This is a genomic window from Pseudomonas sp. D4-21 (genome assembly GCF_051132125.1).
Taxonomy (GTDB): domain Bacteria; phylum Pseudomonadota; class Gammaproteobacteria; order Pseudomonadales; family Pseudomonadaceae; genus Aquipseudomonas.
The window spans coordinates 3,473,378-3,491,650 of record NZ_CP071664.1 but is presented as its reverse complement, the minus strand read 5'-3'; the positions used below and the strand labels follow the sequence as shown (position 1 = coordinate 3,491,650).

At 61.3% G+C, this 18,273-nt stretch carries 20 protein-coding genes; 13 read left to right on the top strand and 7 right to left on the bottom strand.

Annotated elements, in window-relative coordinates; genetic code table 11:
* Positions 1–28: 28 nt before the first annotated feature.
* The 3 genes from J3Q04_RS15530 to J3Q04_RS15520 are packed head-to-tail and all read right to left on the bottom strand — an operon-like array spanning position 29 to position 2,621.
* On the bottom strand, positions 29–1,210 hold the full coding sequence (locus J3Q04_RS15530) for an acetyl-CoA C-acetyltransferase (protein WP_434610779.1): 1,182 nt from the start codon (positions 1,208–1,210) through the stop codon (positions 29–31).
* Positions 1,211–1,221: 11 nt separating this feature from the next.
* Positions 1,222–1,887 (bottom strand): CoA transferase subunit B, encoded by a 666-nt coding sequence (locus tag J3Q04_RS15525; protein ID WP_003180355.1) that lies wholly within the window; start codon positions 1,885–1,887, stop codon positions 1,222–1,224.
* Between the two features lie 35 nt (positions 1,888–1,922).
* Positions 1,923–2,621 (bottom strand): CoA transferase subunit A, encoded by a 699-nt coding sequence (locus J3Q04_RS15520; protein WP_420764538.1) that lies wholly within the window; start codon positions 2,619–2,621, stop codon positions 1,923–1,925.
* Positions 2,622–2,789: 168 nt separating this feature from the next.
* Here J3Q04_RS15520 and J3Q04_RS15515 point away from each other — a divergent pair, with 168 nt between their 5' ends.
* On the top strand, positions 2,790–3,701 hold the full coding sequence (locus J3Q04_RS15515; RefSeq protein ID WP_420764537.1) for a LysR family transcriptional regulator: 912 nt from the start codon (positions 2,790–2,792) through the stop codon (positions 3,699–3,701).
* Here the strand turns inward: J3Q04_RS15515 and J3Q04_RS15510 are convergent.
* Entirely contained in the window at positions 3,681–4,508 is an 828-nt protein-coding gene (locus tag J3Q04_RS15510) for an NAD-dependent protein deacetylase (protein ID WP_420764536.1), read from the bottom strand. The genes J3Q04_RS15515 and J3Q04_RS15510 overlap by 21 nt on opposite strands.
* Positions 4,509–4,686: 178 nt before the next feature.
* Between J3Q04_RS15510 and J3Q04_RS15505 the strand changes: the two genes are divergently transcribed.
* From J3Q04_RS15505 to J3Q04_RS15455, 11 genes are all read left to right on the top strand, one after another.
* Positions 4,687–5,196, top strand: a complete 510-nt coding sequence (locus tag J3Q04_RS15505) for a ferritin-like domain-containing protein (RefSeq protein WP_434563466.1) — start codon at positions 4,687–4,689, stop codon at positions 5,194–5,196.
* A 78-nt stretch (positions 5,197–5,274) separates the two neighbouring features.
* Positions 5,275–5,544 carry a hypothetical protein gene (locus J3Q04_RS15500; RefSeq protein WP_420764534.1) on the top strand — a complete coding sequence of 90 codons (270 nt, stop codon included), beginning with the start codon at positions 5,275–5,277 and terminating at the stop codon, positions 5,542–5,544.
* A 24-nt stretch (positions 5,545–5,568) separates the two neighbouring features.
* Entirely contained in the window at positions 5,569–5,817 is a 249-nt protein-coding gene (locus J3Q04_RS15495) for a metallothionein (protein ID WP_420764533.1), read from the top strand.
* A gap of 511 nt (positions 5,818–6,328) precedes the next feature.
* On the top strand, positions 6,329–6,706 hold the full coding sequence (locus tag J3Q04_RS15490; protein ID WP_434564093.1) for a general stress protein: 378 nt from the start codon (positions 6,329–6,331) through the stop codon (positions 6,704–6,706).
* A gap of 266 nt (positions 6,707–6,972) precedes the next feature.
* Entirely contained in the window at positions 6,973–7,854 is an 882-nt protein-coding gene (locus J3Q04_RS15485; protein ID WP_420764532.1) for a manganese catalase family protein, read from the top strand.
* Positions 7,855–7,961: 107 nt separating this feature from the next.
* On the top strand, positions 7,962–8,891 hold the full coding sequence (locus tag J3Q04_RS15480; RefSeq protein WP_420764531.1) for a ZIP family metal transporter: 930 nt from the start codon (positions 7,962–7,964) through the stop codon (positions 8,889–8,891).
* 248 nt (positions 8,892–9,139) lie between these two features.
* On the top strand, positions 9,140–9,793 hold the full coding sequence (locus tag J3Q04_RS15475) for a hypothetical protein (protein ID WP_434610786.1): 654 nt from the start codon (positions 9,140–9,142) through the stop codon (positions 9,791–9,793).
* Positions 9,793–10,224 carry a phage holin family protein gene (locus J3Q04_RS15470; RefSeq protein WP_420764529.1) on the top strand — a complete coding sequence of 144 codons (432 nt, stop codon included), beginning with the start codon at positions 9,793–9,795 and terminating at the stop codon, positions 10,222–10,224. The genes J3Q04_RS15475 and J3Q04_RS15470 overlap by 1 nt, the downstream gene beginning before the upstream one ends.
* On the top strand, positions 10,221–11,030 hold the full coding sequence (locus tag J3Q04_RS15465; RefSeq protein ID WP_434610788.1) for a DUF3618 domain-containing protein: 810 nt from the start codon (positions 10,221–10,223) through the stop codon (positions 11,028–11,030). The genes J3Q04_RS15470 and J3Q04_RS15465 overlap by 4 nt, the downstream gene beginning before the upstream one ends.
* 115 nt (positions 11,031–11,145) lie before the next feature.
* On the top strand, positions 11,146–12,552 hold the full coding sequence (locus J3Q04_RS15460) for a saccharopine dehydrogenase C-terminal domain-containing protein (RefSeq protein ID WP_434610790.1): 1,407 nt from the start codon (positions 11,146–11,148) through the stop codon (positions 12,550–12,552).
* 84 nt (positions 12,553–12,636) lie between these two features.
* Positions 12,637–13,659, top strand: coding sequence for a hypothetical protein (locus J3Q04_RS15455; protein WP_434610792.1), 1,023 nt, complete (start codon positions 12,637–12,639; stop codon positions 13,657–13,659).
* A 14-nt stretch (positions 13,660–13,673) separates the two neighbouring features.
* Here the strand turns inward: J3Q04_RS15455 and J3Q04_RS15450 are convergent, their stop codons facing one another.
* Positions 13,674–13,868, bottom strand: coding sequence for a hypothetical protein (locus J3Q04_RS15450; RefSeq protein WP_420764526.1), 195 nt, complete (start codon positions 13,866–13,868; stop codon positions 13,674–13,676).
* 321 nt (positions 13,869–14,189) lie between these two features.
* Between J3Q04_RS15450 and glsB the strand changes: the two genes are divergently transcribed.
* Positions 14,190–15,098: a glutaminase B gene (gene glsB, locus J3Q04_RS15445; RefSeq protein WP_420764525.1), complete on the top strand. Its 909-nt coding sequence runs from the start codon at positions 14,190–14,192 to the stop codon at positions 15,096–15,098.
* Positions 15,099–15,284: 186 nt separating this feature from the next.
* Here glsB and J3Q04_RS15440 read toward each other — a convergent pair whose 3' ends face one another.
* Together J3Q04_RS15440 and J3Q04_RS15435 are read right to left on the bottom strand one after the other, a co-directional pair.
* Positions 15,285–15,614 carry a hypothetical protein gene (locus tag J3Q04_RS15440; RefSeq protein WP_434563474.1) on the bottom strand — a complete coding sequence of 110 codons (330 nt, stop codon included), beginning with the start codon at positions 15,612–15,614 and terminating at the stop codon, positions 15,285–15,287.
* A gap of 543 nt (positions 15,615–16,157) precedes the next feature.
* On the bottom strand, positions 16,158–18,101 hold the full coding sequence (locus J3Q04_RS15435; protein WP_434610795.1) for a DNA topoisomerase III: 1,944 nt from the start codon (positions 18,099–18,101) through the stop codon (positions 16,158–16,160).
* Between the last annotated feature and the right edge of the window lie 172 nt (positions 18,102–18,273).

Genomic DNA, 18,273 nt, shown 5'->3' with positions numbered 1-18,273 from the left:
GCGCGGCCACCGTTGTGCCTGTTGTCGGTTACGCCCGTTCCAGCGCGAGGGCAACGCCTTGGCCGCCGCCGATGCAGAGTGTCGCGAGGCCTTTCTTGGCGTCGCGCTTGATCATTTCATGCAGCAGCGTCACCAGCACTCGGCAGCCCGAAGCCCCGATTGGATGGCCCAAGGCGATGGCGCCGCCGTTGACGTTGACCTTGTCCATGTCCCATTCGAGCTCCTTTGCGACGGCCAAGGACTGGGCGGCGAAGGCTTCGTTGGCCTCGATCAGGTCCAGTTGGTCAAGCGACCAACCGGCCTTGTCCAGGCAACGGCGAGTGGCCGAGACCGGGCCGATGCCCATAATCGCCGGGTCGACGCCGGCGTTGGCGTAGGCACTGATCTTTGCCAGCACCGGCAAACCCAGCGCCTTGGCTTTTTCTGCGCTCATCAGGATCACGGCGGCGGCGCCATCGTTCAGCGATGAGGCATTGCCCGCCGTGACGCTGCCGTCTTTTTTGAACGCCGGCTTGAGCTTGCCCAGGGATTCGGCGGTGGTGCCGGCGCGCGGTTGTTCGTCGACGGCAAAGGCCACCGGATCGCCCTTGCGCTGGGGAATCAGAATCGGCGTGATCTCATCGGCGAAGCGGCCGCCTTCGATGGCGCCGACGGCTTTCTGCTGGGACGCGGCGGCGAACGCATCTTGCGCCTCGCGGCTGATGCTGTACTTGTCCACCAGGTTCTCGGCGGTGATGCCCATGTGGTAATCGTTGAACGCGTCCCACAAACCGTCGGTGATCATGCTGTCGATCATTTTCGCGTGGCCCATGCGCAAGCCGGTGCGGGCGGCTGGCAACACATAGGGGGCCAGGCTCATGTTTTCCATCCCGCCGGCGATGATCACGTCGGCATCGCCACAGCGAATCGCCTGGGCGCCCAGGTGCAGCGCTTTGAGGCCTGAGCCGCAAACCTTGTTCAAGGTCAGCGCCGGCACGGCGTGGGGCAGGCCGGCGAGGATCGACGCCTGGCGCGCCGGGTTCTGCCCGGAGCCTGCGGTCAGCACTTGGCCGAGGATCACTTCATCGACCTGTTCGCCAGCCAGACCGGTCTGTTCCAGCAGCCGACGAATCACTGCGGCACCGAGCTCCGGCGCGGGAATGGAAGCGAGCGAACCCTGGAAACTGCCGATGGCGGTACGGGTAGCGGCGACAATCACGACTTCTTGCATCGAATCTCTCCTCACTGGGCAGCGAACTGCATTTCAGGGACGTGGTCCGGCACGATCAGTTTGCCGGCGGTCTTGGCGACGATTTCCTCGACGCTGACGCCCGGGGCGCGTTCCTTGAGAATAAAGGCGCCGTCCTGGATTTCCAGGTAGGCCAGGTCGGTGAGCACGCGCTTGATGCACCCGGCGCCGGTCAGCGGCAGGCTGCAGCGAGGCAGCAATTTCGACTCACCGTCCTTGGACGCGTGGGTCATGGTGACGATGATGTTCTCGGCACCGGCCACCAGGTCCATTGCGCCGCCCATGCCCTTGACCAGCTTGCCGGGGATCATCCATGAGGCGATATTGCCTTCGACGTCCACCTCGAACGCGCCGAGCACGGTCAGGTCGATGTGACCGCCGCGAATCATCGCGAACGATTCGGCGGACGAAAAGATCGACGCGCCGATGCGCGCGGTGACGGTTTGTTTGCCGGCGTTGATCATGTCAGCGTCGACTTCTGCTTCGGTGGGAAACGCGCCCATGCCGAGCAGGCCATTTTCCGATTGCAACATGACTTCCATGCCTTCGGGGATGTAGTTGGCGACCAGGGTCGGGATGCCGATACCGAGGTTTACGTAATAGCCGTCTTGCATTTCGCGGGCGACGCGCTGAGCCATTTGTTCGCGGGAAAGTGCCATGGTGTCATTCCTTCATTCGGGCCGGGGGCAGGGGATCACTTACGTACGGTGCGCTGTTCGATGCGCTTTTCAAACGTGCCGCAGATGACCCGGTCGACGTAGATGCCTGGAGTATGGATCTGTGCCGGGTCCAGCTCGCCGGGCTCGACGATTTCTTCGACTTCCACCACGGTGATCTTGCCCGCCGTGGCGGCCAGGGGATTGAAGTTCTGAGCGGTGTGGCGATAGATCACATTGCCGAAATGGTCGGCTTTCCAACCTTTGACGATGGCGAAGTCGCCGGTGATGGATTCTTCCATCAGGTACTGGCGACCGTGGAACTCGCGTACTTCCTTACCTTCGGCCACGGGGGTGCCGACGCCGGTAGCGGTGAAGAACGCCGGGATGCCTGCGCCGCCCGCACGCATTTTTTCGGCGAGGGTGCCTTGGGGGGTGAGCACGACTTCGATTTCGCCGCTCAGCAATTGCTGTTCGAACAGGGCGTTTTCGCCCACGTAGGAAGCCACCACCTTGCGAATCTGCCGGTCCACCAGCAGGACGCCTAGGCCGAAACCGTCAACGCCGCAGTTGTTGGAAACCACGGTAAGGTCGCGGGTGCCCTTGCGCTTGATCTCGGCGATCAGATTCTCTGGAATGCCGCATAGACCGAAGCCGCCGGCGATGACGGTCATGCCGTCCTTCAAGCCGTCCAGCGCCTCTTCGTAAGAGCTCACGCGTTTGTCGAAACCTGCCATAGACACCTCTTTTATTCTTGAATGGGGTCGCAATGGAATGCAGTGTTGCGCCAAGTCATATATTTGTTAAGTTGATTTTTACGTTGCATTGATTGATAAAACTCAATAAAAGCTGGCATAAGCTTGCAGCTCGAAACTGACCACTCGCCGCTGGGAGCGTTAGCGACTATGACCCTCAAACAAATCCGCGCTTTCCTTGCCGTCGCCCAAAGCCTGAGCTTCGCCGTGGCTTGCGAGCGGTTGCACCTCTCTCAATCGGCCCTGAGCCTGACGATCAAGGCGCTGGAAGAGGGCCTCGGTGGCCGTCTGTTCAGTCGCAATACGCGTAACGTCGCGTTGACCCCCGAAGGCGAATCACTGCTGCCACTGGCCCGCCGGCTGGTGGCCGATTGGGATAACGCCGAAGACGAAATGCGCCAGCGTTTCACCTTGCAGCGTGGCCGTGTGACCTTGGCCGCGATGCCATCCTTCGCCGGCAACCTGCTGCCGCCGATCCTCAAGACCTTCCGCGCGCGGTTCCCAAATGTCAACGTCACGGTCAACGACGTGATCAATGAACAGGTGCTGGAAATGGTCCGCGATCGCCACGTGGAGCTGGGGGTGGCGTTCGAGCCGATGCAGGGTTCGTCGCTGGTGTTCACGCCGTTGTACCTGGACCGTTTCGTCGCGGTGGTGCCGCTGGATTCGCCATTGGCCCAGCGCGACGAACTCCAGTGGGAGACTTTATTGGAACAGCCGTTCATCACCTTGCAACGGCCCTCTACCGTGCGGGTGATGCTGGAGGAGCATCTGCAATCCCGAGGCATGAAACTGCCCGTGGAATTCGAGAGCCACCAACTGGCGACGGTCGGGCGGATGGTTGCCAGCGGCCTGGGCGTGAGCGCCGTGCCGGCCCTGTGCGTCGGCCAGATGCACGAGCTGGGCGCCCGCTGCATCACCCTTGGCGAGCCGGTCATAGAACGAGCAATCGGCGTCCTGACCAAGCCGGGCTACGAGCTGTCGGCGGCGGCCCAGGCATTGTTCGATACGTTCAAGGATCAGGACCTGTGGGAGCGAGCTTCAGGTCAGCAGCGGCAATAGCTGCTCACACGGCATTTCAACCTTCAAATCCAGCAACTCATCGGCCCGGGTCTTGCCCCGGTTGATCGCCAGCAGCGGCTTGCCCTGGTCCTTGATTGCCCGGCACAGGCGAAACGCCGAATAGGCCATCAATGACGACCCCACCACCAACAATCCATCCGCTTGTTCAACGGCTTCCATGGCGCGAGCGGCGGTGGGCGCGGCGACGTTTTCACCGAAAAAAACCACATCCGGTTTCAGGCGTTCACCCGCGCAATGGGGGCAACGCGGAACCTGGAAGCGTGCCTCGAACGCCGGGTCCAGCAGCGTGTCGCCATCGGGCGCCTGCACTGCGTCGACACCGGTCAGGTAGGGATTCTCGGTTTCCATCAAGGCCTGGATGTGCTGCCGCTCGCTGCGCTGGCCGCAATCGAGGCACAGCACTCGATGCAAGCTGCCGTGCAGCTCGATGACCTGGCGGCTTCCGGCCCGGTCGTGCAGGGCGTCGACATTCTGTGTGATCAGCGCGCTGATGCGCTCCGCCGCCTGCAACGCTGCAAGGGCCTCGTGGGCCAGGTTCGGGCGCGCTTGGCGCAGGCGTGGCCAGCCCAGCATGGCCCGCGCCCAGTAGCGTCTTCGCGCCTCGGGTTTGGCGAGAAACTCCTGGTACATCATCGGTTGCCGGCCCCGACGAACGCCGTCGCTGTCACGGTAGTCGGGGATGCCGGAAGGGGTGCTGATTCCCGCGCCCGTCAGCACCAGGAAACGGCGCCCGGACAGGTATTCCTGTAGTTGTTCGATGGGTTCACGGTGAAGATCGTCGGGCATTGCTGTGCTCCGCTGGCCTTGAATCGTAGAGGTTAGCATCGGGTCCGCGGTACGCCTTTCGTCGCCCTCCGATGCTGTTTCTTCAAACTTTCCCGGCGCGGCGGACATCCACCCTATGTGCGGTATTTCAGAGCTTTCGCACTGCAGTGCGCCAATGACACTGAATAAGGAGAACGCAATGGCAACCCCTAAAGAGAACCTGCTGGATTGGCTCAACGATGCTCACGCCATGGAACAGCAAGCGGAGAAAATGCTCAAGGCCCAGGCCGAGCGCCTGGAACATTATCCGGTGCTCAAGGCCCGAATCGAACAGCACATCGAAGAGACGCTCGGGCAGCAGAAGTTGGTCGAAGGGTGCATCCAGCGCCTGGGCGGCAGCCCCTCGATGCTCAAGGACATGGCCGGCAAGCTGATGGCGTTCGGTCAGGCCATGGGCGGCATGGCGATGAGTGACGAAGTGGTCAAGGGTGCCATGAGTGGCTACGTTTTCGAAAACCTCGAGATTGCTTCCTACACGGTGCTGATCGAAGCGGCGAAAGTGGCCGGCGACGTGGAAACCCAAAGGGCTTGCGAGCAGATCCTGCCCCAGGAAATCGCGATGGCCGATTGGCTGCGCGACCATTTGCCGGAAATCACCCAGGCATTCCTGGAGCGTTCGGCCAACCCGCATACCGAAGCCAAGCGCTGAGGTTGGAGCTTGCATGAAAGGCGCGGCCGGTTGCTCCGGCCACGTCCCAACCTGCCGTCAAAACGATAGAGGACAGGTATGAAGCAGACCACCGGAGAGGTAAGAGCCATCAATCGACAAAGCGCCAGGGTCGGCGTCTACGTGGCGCAAGAGGATGGCCACACGGTGCTCGAACTGGGCCCCGCCAACGACGTTGACATCGGCGACATCATTGAATGGGACAGCGGCACGGCCGTGGGCACCCAGACTTATCGCAACCTGACCAAAGGTTGGGTTGATGAAGTGTATGTCGCCAAGCATGGCGTTGCGGCAGCGAACCTTGAGGTGCAGTTGCTGGTGGGATCCTGATAGCGCGAATGCAGGAGGAGGAGCATGAGTGAATTGAAATGTGGCTGCCCCGGCTGTCACTGCGACGTCGATCCCGAGCGGGTGTTCAATCACGACGGCGAGGCTTATTGCAGCCAGGCCTGCGCGGAACAACACCCCAACGGCGAGCCGTGCCCGGCGCAGGATTGCCATTGCGAACGCAGTGGCAAAGTTGGCGAACGGGACATTACCAACGATCAACTGGATGAAGCGCTGGAAGAGACGTTCCCGGCCAGCGACCCGATCTCGCCCTGAATAACGCTTTATCCGGGTATCGGCGACAGGGTACCCGGACACCGCAAGCCGGTCAGTGCGGTGGTGCAAGACAACACCGGCAGCCCGCGAGTTTTGGCTTCCTGGAACGGCGCGAGGCCAGGGTGACGAGACCGGTGCAATGGGGTGCCGGCGCCACTCGGCCCTTGGCGGACAGCGTGGAAAGACACGCACTGTATTTAGATGTTCAGCGTAAAGCCATTGTGAGAGCGAACCTGTTCGCGAAGCAGTTCAAAGTTCGATATTCATATCGACCGGGACATCGCATTTGCGAGCAGGTGGCTCCCATAAAGTTGAGCATCTTGATGGCGTTAATTGATCGCCGCTTGGGTGATAGCGAATTTCAATTCATTCCAAGCGCAGCGGTATATAAATTAAGCATTGACCGTTCGTCGCCGTTTGAAGCACTTTCTTCAAACCTTGGATGCGGCATGTTTTCCGAATAAGTACGAGCCAACGGGGTTCGCAAATAGCAACTAACGAGGTGAATGAAATGGCAAATACAGGTAATAACAACCCTGGCAATTTCGCTAACGATCGTGAAAAGGCATCGGAAGCCGGCAAGAAAGGCGGCCAAGCATCGGGTGGCAACTTCGCCAACGATCCGGAACGCGCAGCCGAGGCCGGTCGTAAGGGTGGCCACATGTCGGGTGGCAATTTTGCCAACGATCCGGAACGTGCCGCAGAGGCGGGCCGCAAAGGTGGACAAGCCTCGGGTGGCAATTTTGCCAATGACCCTGAACGGGCATCGGAAGCCGGCAAGAAAGGTGGCCAGGCGTCTGGCGGCAACTTTGCAAATGATCGGGAAAAAGCCTCCGAAGCTGGCAAGAAAGGCGGTGAAAACAGCCACGGTGGCGGTCGTAAATCGTAATGCCCCGTGGTCTACGGGCCTCATGTCGCTGGCATGAGGCCTGTACCAGCCGCTTATTAAAGTGTGTTTACAGTCGGGTATGTCATGCCCGGCTTCGCTTAATTATTCATTATTCAAGGCGGGTTGGTTTTTGTATAACCACAGTGACCGTTCGTCTTATGTCGTGAATAAAAAATAAATTTTATCTGTTTAACTTCTTCTGACTTTCATGGGCCTGTCGTCGGCAGGGTTTCCCATGAACTGTGTCCTGACCGAGGAGTTCAATCATGTTTATTCATAACAAACGATTGCAATATACCGTGCGCGTCGCCGAGCCCAATCCAGGACTCGCTAACCTGTTGCTCGAACAGTTTGGTGGCGCCCAAGGCGAACTGGCCGCAGCGTCCCGTTATTTCACCCAGGCCCTGTCCGAAGATGATCCAGGCCGCAAGGACCTGCTGATGGACATCGCCACCGAGGAGCTCAGCCACCTGGAGGTGATCGGCTCGATCATCGTGATGTTGAACAAGGGCGCCAAGGGCAAGATGGCCGAAGGTGTCGAACAAGAGGGCCAGCTGTATCGCGAGATCAACGGCGCCGGCAACGATTCCCACATCACCAGCGTGCTGTATGGCGCAGGCTCGCCGCTGACCAACTCGGCCGGTGTGCCTTGGACCGCGGCCTACATCGACACCATCGGTGAGCCCACGGCGGACATGCGTTCGAACATCGCCGCCGAAGCCCGGGCGAAAATCGTTTATGAGCGGCTGATGAATGTCACTGATGACCCGGGTGTAAAAGAAGCCCTGGGCTTCCTGATGACCCGTGAAATCGCCCACCAGCTGTCCTTCGAAAAAGCCCTCCATTCCATCCAGCCCAACTTCCCACAAGGGAAATTGCCTGGCATGCCGGAGTTCACCAATGTGTACTTCAATATGTCCCAGGGCGAACCCTCGGTGCGCGGTCCTTGGAATCAGGGCGACGATTGGGAATTCGTCGAGAACCCAACGCCAGCGGTCGATGGCGGCGATGGCATGGCCACTGTGCAGTTGAGTGAGAAAGACGAAGCTCTGCTGATGGACATGAAGGCGCGGACGATGTCCAACCCTGAAAGCGATCCTACGACAGGCGCCGACTTGGGTTCGGGGATGCAAGGTGACAAACTGTAATAAACCGGCGAGGGGGCTTGGGCCCTCTCGCCTGAACATATCGCCCGCCCGTCCCGCCATCATGGGGGACGGGCGGGCTTCGCGCGGCTAATCGACAAGGACATTAGATGGACCAGCCCACCTCCCGGATTCGATCGCCCTGGCGTACCTGGCTTGATCCTGTGCAAAACAATCTGCTGCTGGGGGTGACCTTCTGGCTTGGATTGGCGCTGGTCGCGGTGCTGTTGCTGTATAGCGGCTATAACGCGCTGGTGGGGGCCGACCGCCAGAACCTGGGCTATGCGGCGCTGGGCGGAACCTCCGGCTTCGCCGCCACCGCCCTGGGGGCGCTGATGGCGGTGGTGCTGCGCGATATTTCATCGCGCACCCAGGACATCATGTTGGGTTTCGCGGCCGGCATGATGCTCGCGGCGAGCTCCTTTTCGTTGATCCTGCCCGGCATTGAAGCGGCGCAAATCATATGTGGCAACCAATTGCTTGCCGCCCTTGTGGTCGTGATCGGCCTTGGGCTGGGGGTTTTGCTGATGGTCGGCCTTGACCGTTTCGTCCCCCATGAGCATGAGTTGAGTGGCCGGCGTGGCCCCGAGGCCAAGCGCATCAACCGGGTCTGGTTGTTTGTCCTGGCGATCACCTTGCACAACTTGCCTGAGGGCATGGCCATAGGCGTGAGCTTCGCCAACGGCGACCTCAAGGTCGGCTTGCCCTTGACCACCGCCATTGCGATCCAGGACATTCCCGAAGGCCTCGCCATCGCCATGGCGCTGCGGGTGACCGGGATCAGCACGTTGCGCGCCGCACTGATTGCGGTCGGCTCAGGGTTGATGGAGCCGCTGGGCGCGGTGATCGGCCTGGGCATGTCTTCTGGCGTGGCCGTGGCTTACCCCATAAGCCTGGGGCTGGCGGCGGGTGCGATGATCTTTGTGGTGTCCCATGAAGTGATTCCCGAAACCCACCGCAACGGCCACGAAACGCCAGCGACCCTCGGGCTGATGATGGGGTTCGCGGTCATGATGTTTCTGGATACCGCGCTGGGTTGAGGCTGGATAGGAGCATCGGTTGGTCTGTTGGACCAGGGTTGGATCGGGCATTGGTGTACGCACCAATGCCCTTTTTTTTTAACGAAACCCAACCCAACGGCGTCGGCGACCACACGGCGTGCAACCCTCAAACTCGTTGGAACTCGGCTCCCATGCGTCCCGTCACTTGTTCTGAGAGGCACTGATCCAGGCATCTGCCCAGGCAGTGCCTGATATTGAGTTTTTCATCACGGAGGCGATGGACAGACATGACTATCCCGGACAACAACCCCGAGCGACAAAGCGGCACCGCAAGCCAGGGGCGAGCTGAAGAGCCCCTGAACCACATCAAGGATGACGTGAACGAAGCCATCGGCAGCGCCCGAGAGCAGGCCGATGCGCATTTTGGCCAGTACCGCGATACCGCGGCGGACCAGATCGATGCATTGGCGCGTAGCGCCAAGTCGGCCATGTCGGAACTCGAAGCCAACGACACGCTGGGCTTGTCGCATTACCTGGCGGACATGGCCGATAACATGAGCGGCCTGGCCAGCAAACTGCGCAACAAGAGCGCCGAGCAGCTGCTGCACGATGGCTCGCGGCTGGCGCGAGAGAACCCCGGCCTGTTCCTCGCTGGCAGTATTGCCGTGGGTTTCGGACTGTCGCGGTTCCTCAAGGCCGGCACCTCGCCGGTCGCCACCGAAGTCGACAACCCTGCCGCCGAACAGGCGGAGCCACCGACCGGAGGGTCCGGCACTCAGCCTTTCGACCCGATACCTGATCCTATCGGTCCGGGTGCCGCGACAAGCAGCAGCGGCCTTGCCACCGGCGTTACCCCGACTTCACCCAGCGTGCAGGACCATCCCAGTGATTCAGCCACCGGCTCGCTGCCGGGCTCGGCCAATACCAGAGGAGAATTGTGATGAATCGACCAGACCCGGATATCCAGCGTCCCGCAGGTGCCCCGGCGCCCGAAAGCGATGCCTCGGTCATGGGCCTGCTCCGGCAGTTGACCCACGAGGTGCCCTCACTGTTCACCAAGGAACTGGCCCTGGCCAAGGCGGAATTCCAGGCCAGCCTCAACACCTTGAAAGCCGGTATCGCCGGTGTGGCGGGCGGCGCAATGGTGCTGATGGCCGGCTTCATCATCTTGCTGATGGCCGTGGTGTATGGCCTGAGCACGATGATGGCGCCCTGGTTGGCCGCGCTGATCGTTGGCGTCGTGGTGATGATCATCGGTTTCGTCATGGTGCAGTCCGGCAAGAAGCAATTCGAACCGTCCCATTTCAAGCCTGACCGAACGCTCGACGCCTTGAACAAAGACCAGGAAGCCCTGCGGAGGAAAGCCTCATGAAGGATGAATTCAAAACAGAATCGGAAAAGAGCCCGGAGGCCATCGAGCGCGAGATCGACGAGCAGCGTGCCCATATCAGCCATATCGTCGATGCCCTGGGCAGCAAATTAACCCCGGGCCAGATGCTCGACCAAGCCTTGGGCCTGGTGAAGGGCAACGGCGCGGAGTTCTTCGGCAACCTGGGCACCACAGTACGCAACAACCCCGTGCCGACGGTACTGACCACGGTTGGATTGTGCTGGCTGATGCTCGGCCAGAACCACCCGCCTCGGGTTGGCTATCGCGTCGGACCCGACCAGGACACCGGCGGCTGGACCGAGGGGCTCGCCAGTGGCGTGGGCAGTGCCCGGAACCATCTGCACGACACCACCGACTCCTTGCGTGAGGGTTTCCACCATCTCAAGGACAAGGCCTCGCATCTGGCCGAAGGTTTGGGCTCCGGTGCCCGTCAAGCCCGGCGCAGCGCCCATGAAACGGGTGAGCGCATGACCCAGGGCTCCCACGACCTGGGCGATCAGTTCAGCCGCTTGCTCAAGGAGCAGCCGTTGATGATGGCGGCGGCGGGTATAGCCTTGGGCGCGATGTTGGGAGCGGCCTTGCCCAGTACCACCACCGAACAGCGAGTGATGGGCAAGACCAGTGCCGACCTGGCCGACAAAGCCAAGCAAAAGGCGCGCGAGGGGTATGAAACGGTGCGTGACACGGTAAGCAAGACCACCGAGCATCGTGATGAACCCGGCGTCGAGCCGGCCAACGGACGGGTGCATTCAGGCGCGGACCTGTCCGGTGGACTGGGGACTTCATAGGCGAACACAGGGCGCGGCGCGGGTCGAGCCGCGCCGCACCTGTCAACATTGACAGTAGCTTCGGTCGACGTTCGGTTATTTCATGGGAAATACATCGTCTTCAAGGAAGCAGCACATGAAACATCAGGTTCCGTTCACCGGCCATCTGGTCTTCATCGGCTTCGGCTCCATCGCCCGGGCCACCTTGCCCTTGCTGCTGGGGCAGGAGCACATCGAGGTCCGGCAGATCACTGTTATCGCACCGGTCATCGAGCAGAACATCTGGTTCAAGGAGCGGGGCATCCATTTCGTCCGCGAAGCACTGACCGAGCCGGATTTCGCGCAAATCCTGGATCGCTTCGTCGAGCCGGGTGACTTCATCGTCAACCTGTCGGTAGAAGTCAGCTCCCTGGCAGTCATTGCGTATGCCTTCGACAAAGGTGCTTTTTACCTGGACACCTGCGTCGAGCCATGGGCGGGGGGCTACACCGATCCGCAGTTGGACCACGCGTTGCGCACCAATTACGCGTTGCGCTATCAAGCCCTGAATTTGCGCAAAAAACTGGGCAGGGGCCCGACGGCGATCATTGCCCACGGGGCCAACCCAGGCTTGATTACCCACCTGCTCAAGGCCGGCCTGGTGGAATTGGCCATGCAGCTGAACCATCCGCTGCCCGAGGATCGCCATGGCGTCGATTGGGCCCGGTTATGCATGGAAATGGGCATCAAGGTCATTCATTTCGCCGAACGCGATACGCAACGGTCCCAGCGTCTCAAGGAAGACGATGAGTTCGTCAACACCTGGTCGGTCCACGGCTTTATCAGTGAGGGCACCCAGCCAGCGGAGCTGGGTTGGGGCAGCCATGAGCGTGTCTGGCCGCCATCCGCGCGGCGGCACCGTTTCGGCAGTCGGAACGCGATCTATCTGGAGCGACCGAGCGCCAGCGTGCTGGTAAAGACCTGGACGCCCCTGGGCGGCCCATGCCTGGGGATGCTGATCACCCACCATGAGACCGCTTCGACAGCCGACCTGCTGACCTTGAAGGATCAGCGCAAGTTGCTTTATCGACCCACCCTTCATTACGCCTACCATCCTTGCAACGATGCCTTGCTGTCGGTCCACGAACTGATCGGCCGAGGCTGGCAGGCACAAACCCGGCAGCGCATCCTCAACGGTGAAATCGACAGCGGCGGCATAGACGCCTTGGGCGTTTTGTTCATGGGACATGAGCTTAACGCCTACTGGTTCGGCTCGCTGTTGAGTATCGACGAAGCCCGCGCGCTGGTGCCGTTCAACAACGCCACCAGCCTGCAAGTAGCGGCGGGTGTGCTGTCGGGGGTTGTCTGGGCGGTCGAGCATCCGGACCGAGGCATCGTCGAGCCCGAACAGATGGATCACGAGCGCGTGCTGGAAATCGCCAGGCCTTACCTAGGCACACTGGCCGGGCAGCGCACTGACTGGACACCGAGTGGCGCCAGCCCCAATCCATCAACGGACGACCCGGCGCAGGACTGGCAGTTCGCGTATTTCACTCGGTTCTAACTGCTGCGACCCTCTCCACGGAAACCGACCCGGTTCCAACGCCTATACTCAAATCCCTGGAACTCTTGGTGCCCGGGTGGCGCAATGGTGCTGCGTTCGCTGATGCTGGTCGTGATGCTCGTTCTGGCGGGGTGCGCCACGTCTCAGCGCGGCCAGCCGGTGGCCACGGTCGCGATTGCCCAGGACACGTGGCGACAGGTTGACCGACAAATCATCGTCGCGTCGAAAAGCGCCCTTGAACAGGCTCAGCTGTATGCGCGTGGCTCAATGGAGCATTGGCGGGTGCTGGTCTACGAGCGCACGGAGGCCGAGTTCATCCCCTGGTTCAGCAGTTACTGGACCCAGGAATGGCTGGCCCTGAAAGTCAGCTGGTATTCGGCCAGCGCCGAGGGCGAGGCGGATTCGGCGGCCAAGCGGCTGTCGGTGTACTTGCAGGCACAATATCGCGAGCAGGTGTTGGAACCCGTGGCGGTGGAAATCGATCCCGAGGCAATCAGGGCCAATGCGACGGGTTATTACTTGCGCCTGCTCAATCAGCAGATCCAGGTGATCGCCCAGCGACATCGCATCCCACCCGAAGTGATGAACCGGCGTCTGCACAGCATCACGGCCATCAACCTGGGCCCGCCAGCGGCACGCAATGCGTCGTTGTACGAAATGGTCCACACCGAACCGCTCAATACACTGCCGGCCTACGCGGCGTTGATCGATCATGTCGACAAGGCGGCAGACACCGGTTCAGGTCCGTCGGACGCGGTGATCGCCACGGTGGCGCAACGCACCAGCGAAAAGATCGAAGCCCAATTCGCCACCCGAGGGGCGGCCGGTGCGGCGGCGGCCGTGGCCGGAAAGGCAGCCGGGGCGCTGATTTCAGTGGGCGTGGCGGGCATCCGAGCGATGATCCACGAGGGCGAACGGGAAGAAATGGAAGGGCACATCCGCAAGAGCCTGAGCGCCGCGTTCGACGAAGCCTGGTTCAAATCTCTCAAGCATCCCCTCAGTGGGGTGATGGCTGCGGTGTATTACCTGGCCGGGGAAATCGATGGCAACCTGGTGGAAGCGGACCTTGCCGATCGGCCGGTGCAACTGCGCGCCATTGCTCCATGACCGATGTCTGTTCCCTAGTCAGACCCCAGCGTGACGCGACAGCCCTTGCGATGGCGGATCTGTTCGTCCGTGGGACGCTCCTTGATAAATTCGAAGCGCGGCTCGCCTTCGCTGTAGATCACCAGCCAGCCCCATTCCAGTTCGTTTTCATCCTGCCCAGGCTGGGGCGGCGCGGCCCACCAGGGTTCTTTTTGCATGATCTGGCGCATCGTTTACCTCCTGCCGGTTGATCCTTGACTATAGACCGTTGGATCTTGCGACTAGCGCCCCCGCAACTTTTAGAAAGTCATGGCCGGACGCTGTTTTTGTGGCGAGGAAGCTTGCCCCCGCTGGGCCGCGCAGCGGCCCCTCATTCCATCGCTCGGTCTGTCCGGTTGCGGCGACCAGCAATGGGGCTGTAGCACAGACCAGCGGGAGTAAGCTCCCTCGCCACGTTTTTTGGACCGAGCCAGTGTGCTCTGAACCTCCCCGTCGGCGTCTAGCGTCTGTATCCCCGCACTCGAATGGGGAATGATTGGACCCCTGCGCACATGCAAGCACTGTTGAACGAGATCCTCGATACGGTTCGTCCCCTGATCGGCCAGGGCAAGGTGGCCGACTACATCCCCGCCCTCGGCACCGTGGCGGCCAACCAGTTGGGCATTGCCGTGTACAGCAATGATGGCGAGATATATTGCGCGGGCGACGCCGAGACAGCGTTCTCGGTGCAGAGTATCTCCAAGGTATTCAGCCTGGTTCAGGCCATCGAGCATTCCGGGGAGGCCATCTGGGAACGCTTGGGCCATGAGCCCTCCGGCCAGCCCTTCAACTCCTTGGTGCAACTGGAGTTCGAACGCGGCCGTCCGCGCAACCCGTTCATCAACGCCGGCGCGTTGGTAATCTGTGACATCAACCAGTCACGCTTCGCCGCTCCGGCGCTGTCGATGCGTGATTTTGTACGGAGGCTGTCGGGTAACCCCCAGATATTGGTCGACGGCAAGGTCGCCGAGTCGGAGTACCAGCACCGTGCCCGCAACGCGGCGATGGCCTACCTGATGCAATCGTTCGGCAACTTCCATAACGACGTGGAAGCGGTGCTGCGCAGTTATTTCAGCCACTGCGCGCTGCGAATGAACTGCATCGACCTGGCCCGGGCGTTCTGCTTCCTGGCCAACGACGGTTTCTGCAAGCACAGCGGCGAGCAGATTCTCAGCGCTCGCCAGACCCAGCAAGTCAATTCCATCATGGCCACCAGCGGCCTGTACGACGAGGCGGGCAATTTCGCCTACCGTGTCGGCCTGCCGGGCAAGAGCGGCGTCGGCGGCGGGATCGTCGCGGTGGTGCCAGGACAGTTCACCGTGTGCGTCTGGTCGCCGGAGCTCAACGCGGCCGGCAACTCGCTGGCCGGCATGGCGGCGCTGGAATTGCTTAGCCAAAGGATTGGCTGGTCGGTGTTCTAAGGCTCTGTACGAAATGTATCCGCACTTGAAGCGGGGCTCGGAATGCTCATGTACTCCAGTACACTGCGCTTCCTCGCCCCGTTTCGCCTTGTCTGGCCTTCGCGCGAACACATTTCATACAGACCCTCGGGGCCAAAAAAAGGGCCCGCTCCTGAGTCAGGAGCGGGCCCTTTTTTATGTGTGATATCAGCAGAGGCGGTCGACGACCCGGACCTCGGCAGTGTCCTGCACCGATTGCCAGGTTTGGGTCAGCGTTTGCAGCACGCGGCCCATGAAGTCCTTGTCGGCTGCGGCCTTCTTGCCCACGTAGCCTTGGCCACGGCGGTACATCTTCAGCCGCGCACACAAGTCTGCCTGGCTCTTCTCGAATTCGTCTTCCTGGGTGAAAGGCGAGAGGCAGTCCATATGGACCTGGCCGGTCTTGCTGATCCACAGGATATGGCTGTCCAGACTGTCCTTGTGTGCTGCGAACATGCGAGCCAGTTCATCAATAGATGGTTGATTATTCAGATTCATGTGTAAGCCCCTTGACCATTTGGTTGATCTGTCTGGTGGTTCGCAAAACTTCGCTGTTCGGTAAGTGCCTGCCTGATACCGAAATCAGGCCGTCAGCATTCGTCCGCCGGACTTCTGCGGGGTCGTGCATCGGTTGTGTAGTGTTAATCGAAGGGCTGCTACGCAAATGCGCTACAACGAAGAGAAACAGCGAAGAATCTTCAGGCCAGTGTCGACTTTCGAGGGTCGAGCCCATGCGTCATGAGGATTGATTCGCCGGCGTTTCTCGTCCTTGTCACCGGACGGTCATGCCAGGTCAGCACCTTCAATCTGCCTTGTGGGCAGTCCCTTATCCAAAAAAACAGCTCGGCGGTCAGACGAGCTTGCTCAAACATTTGCCTGTACTCCCGATCGGGGAGACGTCTGCATCATGCAAGGGCAAATCGGAGGCGTCAACGGTTTTGTAGTGATTATTTTTGGTCACTACATATTGTCGGACAAAATGGTTTGGGTATGAAAAAAGGCCGCGAGTCATCACCTGTGGCAAGGGATCTCATCTGACAGTCAGGTGGCCTTGGCCTTGGTTTTGCGCGGAGCGCCCCCAGCCTTGCGCTTGGCCGGCTTGCGCTTGTTCTTCCACGGCGTGGCGCCTCGCCCGGCGGGGCTGGCCGGGCCGCTGATGCTCAAGCTCATCCCCTGGCAGCGGGCGACGTGCTTGCTCATCCAGGCGGCCTGCCGGGTGACGAATTCCTCTAGGCTCATCTCGCCGCTTTGCACCATGTCCAGCGCCTGTTCCCAGATGGCGGTGGTGCCGGGGTCGGCGATCGCCCGAGGCACGGCGTCGATTAGGCTGAAGGCGGCTGGGGTAGCCGACAGGGCCTTGCCGTTTTTCACCAGGTAACCACGGTCGAGCAGGCCCTGGATGATCGATGCACGGGTCGCCTCGGTGCCGATGCCGGTGGTGTCCTTGAGCTTCTGTTTGAGCAGCGGATCCTCCACCAGCTTGGCGACGTTTTTCATCGCCTTGATCAGGTCGCCTTCGGTGAAGGGCTTGGGCGGTTGGGTCCACAAATCCTTTGGCGTCACCGCGTCGACGTTGCAATCGCGGCCCTCGGCCAGTGGCGGCAAGGTTTGCGGCGTGGGGGCTTCGCGACCTCGTGCGGGCGCCAATGCTTCGGGCAGGGCGCGTTTCCAGCCGAGTTCGACGATCTGCTTGCCCACCGCGCGCAGGTCTTGCCCAGCGCAATCGAAGTCGGCCTGGGTCCGGTCGTATTCATGATTGGGCAGGAATTGCGCCAGGTAACGTGCGCGAATGAGCGTATAGACGGCCCGTTGCTTTGCGGCAAGCTTGTCGAGGTTCTTCGCCGCCGCCGTGGGAATGATTCCATGGTGTGCGCTGACCTTAGCGTCGTTCCAGGCCCGGGACTTGCGCTGCGGCTGCAGGTGATCGCGCAGCGGGGCGAGGGCCGGGTCGGCCTGGGCGAGGGCGGCCAGGATCGCGGGTGCTTCGCTGTGCTGGCTCAAGGGCAGGAAACCGCAATCGCTGCGGGGATAGGTGATGAGCTTGTAGGTCTCGTAGAGCGATTGGGCGATGTCCAGGGTTTCCTGGGCGCCGAGTCCAAGTTTCTTCGAGCAGACTTCCTGCAAGGTGCCGAGGTCGAACGGCAGCGGCGGGGCCTCGCGCAGGCGTTCGGTGCGAACCTTGGTCACCCGCGCGGTCGCGGCGTTGCCCATGGCCTGGGCAGCATTGCGCGCCAGGGCCTGGTTCAGGCAGCGCTCCTGATCGTCGCAGGCATCCGGGTCGGCGCGCCACTGGGCGGCAAACGCCGTACCGGCATGGCTCAGTTGCACGTCGATGGCCCAGTAGGCGACCGGTACGAAGTTGGCGATGCTGCGGTCGCGATCCACCACCAGTCGCAGGGTCGGTGTCTGCACGCGGCCCACCGGCAGGACGCCTTGATAACCGGACTGGCGCCCCAGCAGCGTGAACAGGCGGCTCATGTTCATGCCGATCAGCCAGTCGGCCCGGGAGCGACCCAGTGCCGAGTGATACAGGTTGAAGGTTTCCGCTCCCGGCCTGAGGGCGGCGAGGGCCTTGCGGATCGAGGCTTCGTCCAGGGCCGATAGCCAGAGGCGCTGGATAGGTCCGCGATAGCGGCAATGCTCCACCAGCTCCCGAGCGATCATTTCGCCCTCGCGGTCGGCATCGGTGGCGATGACCAGTTCCTTTGCTTCACCCAACAGGCGCTTGACCGCTTTGTACTGGCTGGCGGTTTTCGGCTTGACGGTCATCTTCCATTGCGCCGGCACGATGGGCAGGTCGGCCAGCACCCAGCGCTTGTAGCGGGCATCGTAGGCGTCGGGCGGCGCGGTCTCCAATAGATGGCCGATGCACCAGGTCACCGTGACGTTCGCGCCCAGCCAGCAGCCATCGCCGCGCCGGGTGGCGCCCAGTACCGCGGCGATGTCCTTGGCCTGGGACGGTTTTTCACACAGGTACAGCCGCATCGCGCCTCTTCCTAAGCAGGTTTCATGGGGCGCTAGCATGGTCAGGGATTGGCGACGGGGCAAGCTTTATCTGTATGGATATACAGATAAAACATTGCGCTGCGTTGCAACGACCCCCTTGGCAAGACAGCCCGGCGACTGGATGGGCAAGCAGAATGAATTTATCGCAAGG

What these genes read in the sequence shown, in the direction of transcription:
- J3Q04_RS15530 (WP_434610779.1), bottom strand. Translation starts at nt 1,210, where the DNA reads ATGCAAGAAGTCGTGATTGTCGCCGCTACCCGTACCGCCATCGGCAGT.
- J3Q04_RS15525 (WP_003180355.1), bottom strand. Translation starts at nt 1,887, where the DNA reads ATGGCACTTTCCCGCGAACAAATGGCTCAGCGCGTCGCCCGCGAAATG.
- J3Q04_RS15520 (WP_420764538.1), bottom strand. Translation starts at nt 2,621, where the DNA reads ATGGCAGGTTTCGACAAACGCGTGAGCTCTTACGAAGAGGCGCTGGAC.
- J3Q04_RS15515 (WP_420764537.1), top strand. Translation starts at nt 2,790, where the DNA reads ATGACCCTCAAACAAATCCGCGCTTTCCTTGCCGTCGCCCAAAGCCTG.
- J3Q04_RS15510 (WP_420764536.1), bottom strand. Translation starts at nt 4,508, where the DNA reads ATGCCCGACGATCTTCACCGTGAACCCATCGAACAACTACAGGAATAC.
- J3Q04_RS15505 (WP_434563466.1), top strand. Translation starts at nt 4,687, where the DNA reads ATGGCAACCCCTAAAGAGAACCTGCTGGATTGGCTCAACGATGCTCAC.
- J3Q04_RS15500 (WP_420764534.1), top strand. Translation starts at nt 5,275, where the DNA reads ATGAAGCAGACCACCGGAGAGGTAAGAGCCATCAATCGACAAAGCGCC.
- J3Q04_RS15495 (WP_420764533.1), top strand. Translation starts at nt 5,569, where the DNA reads ATGAGTGAATTGAAATGTGGCTGCCCCGGCTGTCACTGCGACGTCGAT.
- J3Q04_RS15490 (WP_434564093.1), top strand. Translation starts at nt 6,329, where the DNA reads ATGGCAAATACAGGTAATAACAACCCTGGCAATTTCGCTAACGATCGT.
- J3Q04_RS15485 (WP_420764532.1), top strand. Translation starts at nt 6,973, where the DNA reads ATGTTTATTCATAACAAACGATTGCAATATACCGTGCGCGTCGCCGAG.
- J3Q04_RS15480 (WP_420764531.1), top strand. Translation starts at nt 7,962, where the DNA reads ATGGACCAGCCCACCTCCCGGATTCGATCGCCCTGGCGTACCTGGCTT.
- J3Q04_RS15475 (WP_434610786.1), top strand. Translation starts at nt 9,140, where the DNA reads ATGACTATCCCGGACAACAACCCCGAGCGACAAAGCGGCACCGCAAGC.
- J3Q04_RS15470 (WP_420764529.1), top strand. Translation starts at nt 9,793, where the DNA reads ATGAATCGACCAGACCCGGATATCCAGCGTCCCGCAGGTGCCCCGGCG.
- J3Q04_RS15465 (WP_434610788.1), top strand. Translation starts at nt 10,221, where the DNA reads ATGAAGGATGAATTCAAAACAGAATCGGAAAAGAGCCCGGAGGCCATC.
- J3Q04_RS15460 (WP_434610790.1), top strand. Translation starts at nt 11,146, where the DNA reads ATGAAACATCAGGTTCCGTTCACCGGCCATCTGGTCTTCATCGGCTTC.
- J3Q04_RS15455 (WP_434610792.1), top strand. Translation starts at nt 12,637, where the DNA reads ATGGTGCTGCGTTCGCTGATGCTGGTCGTGATGCTCGTTCTGGCGGGG.
- J3Q04_RS15450 (WP_420764526.1), bottom strand. Translation starts at nt 13,868, where the DNA reads ATGCGCCAGATCATGCAAAAAGAACCCTGGTGGGCCGCGCCGCCCCAG.
- glsB (WP_420764525.1), top strand. Translation starts at nt 14,190, where the DNA reads ATGCAAGCACTGTTGAACGAGATCCTCGATACGGTTCGTCCCCTGATC.
- J3Q04_RS15440 (WP_434563474.1), bottom strand. Translation starts at nt 15,614, where the DNA reads ATGAATCTGAATAATCAACCATCTATTGATGAACTGGCTCGCATGTTC.
- J3Q04_RS15435 (WP_434610795.1), bottom strand. Translation starts at nt 18,101, where the DNA reads ATGCGGCTGTACCTGTGTGAAAAACCGTCCCAGGCCAAGGACATCGCC.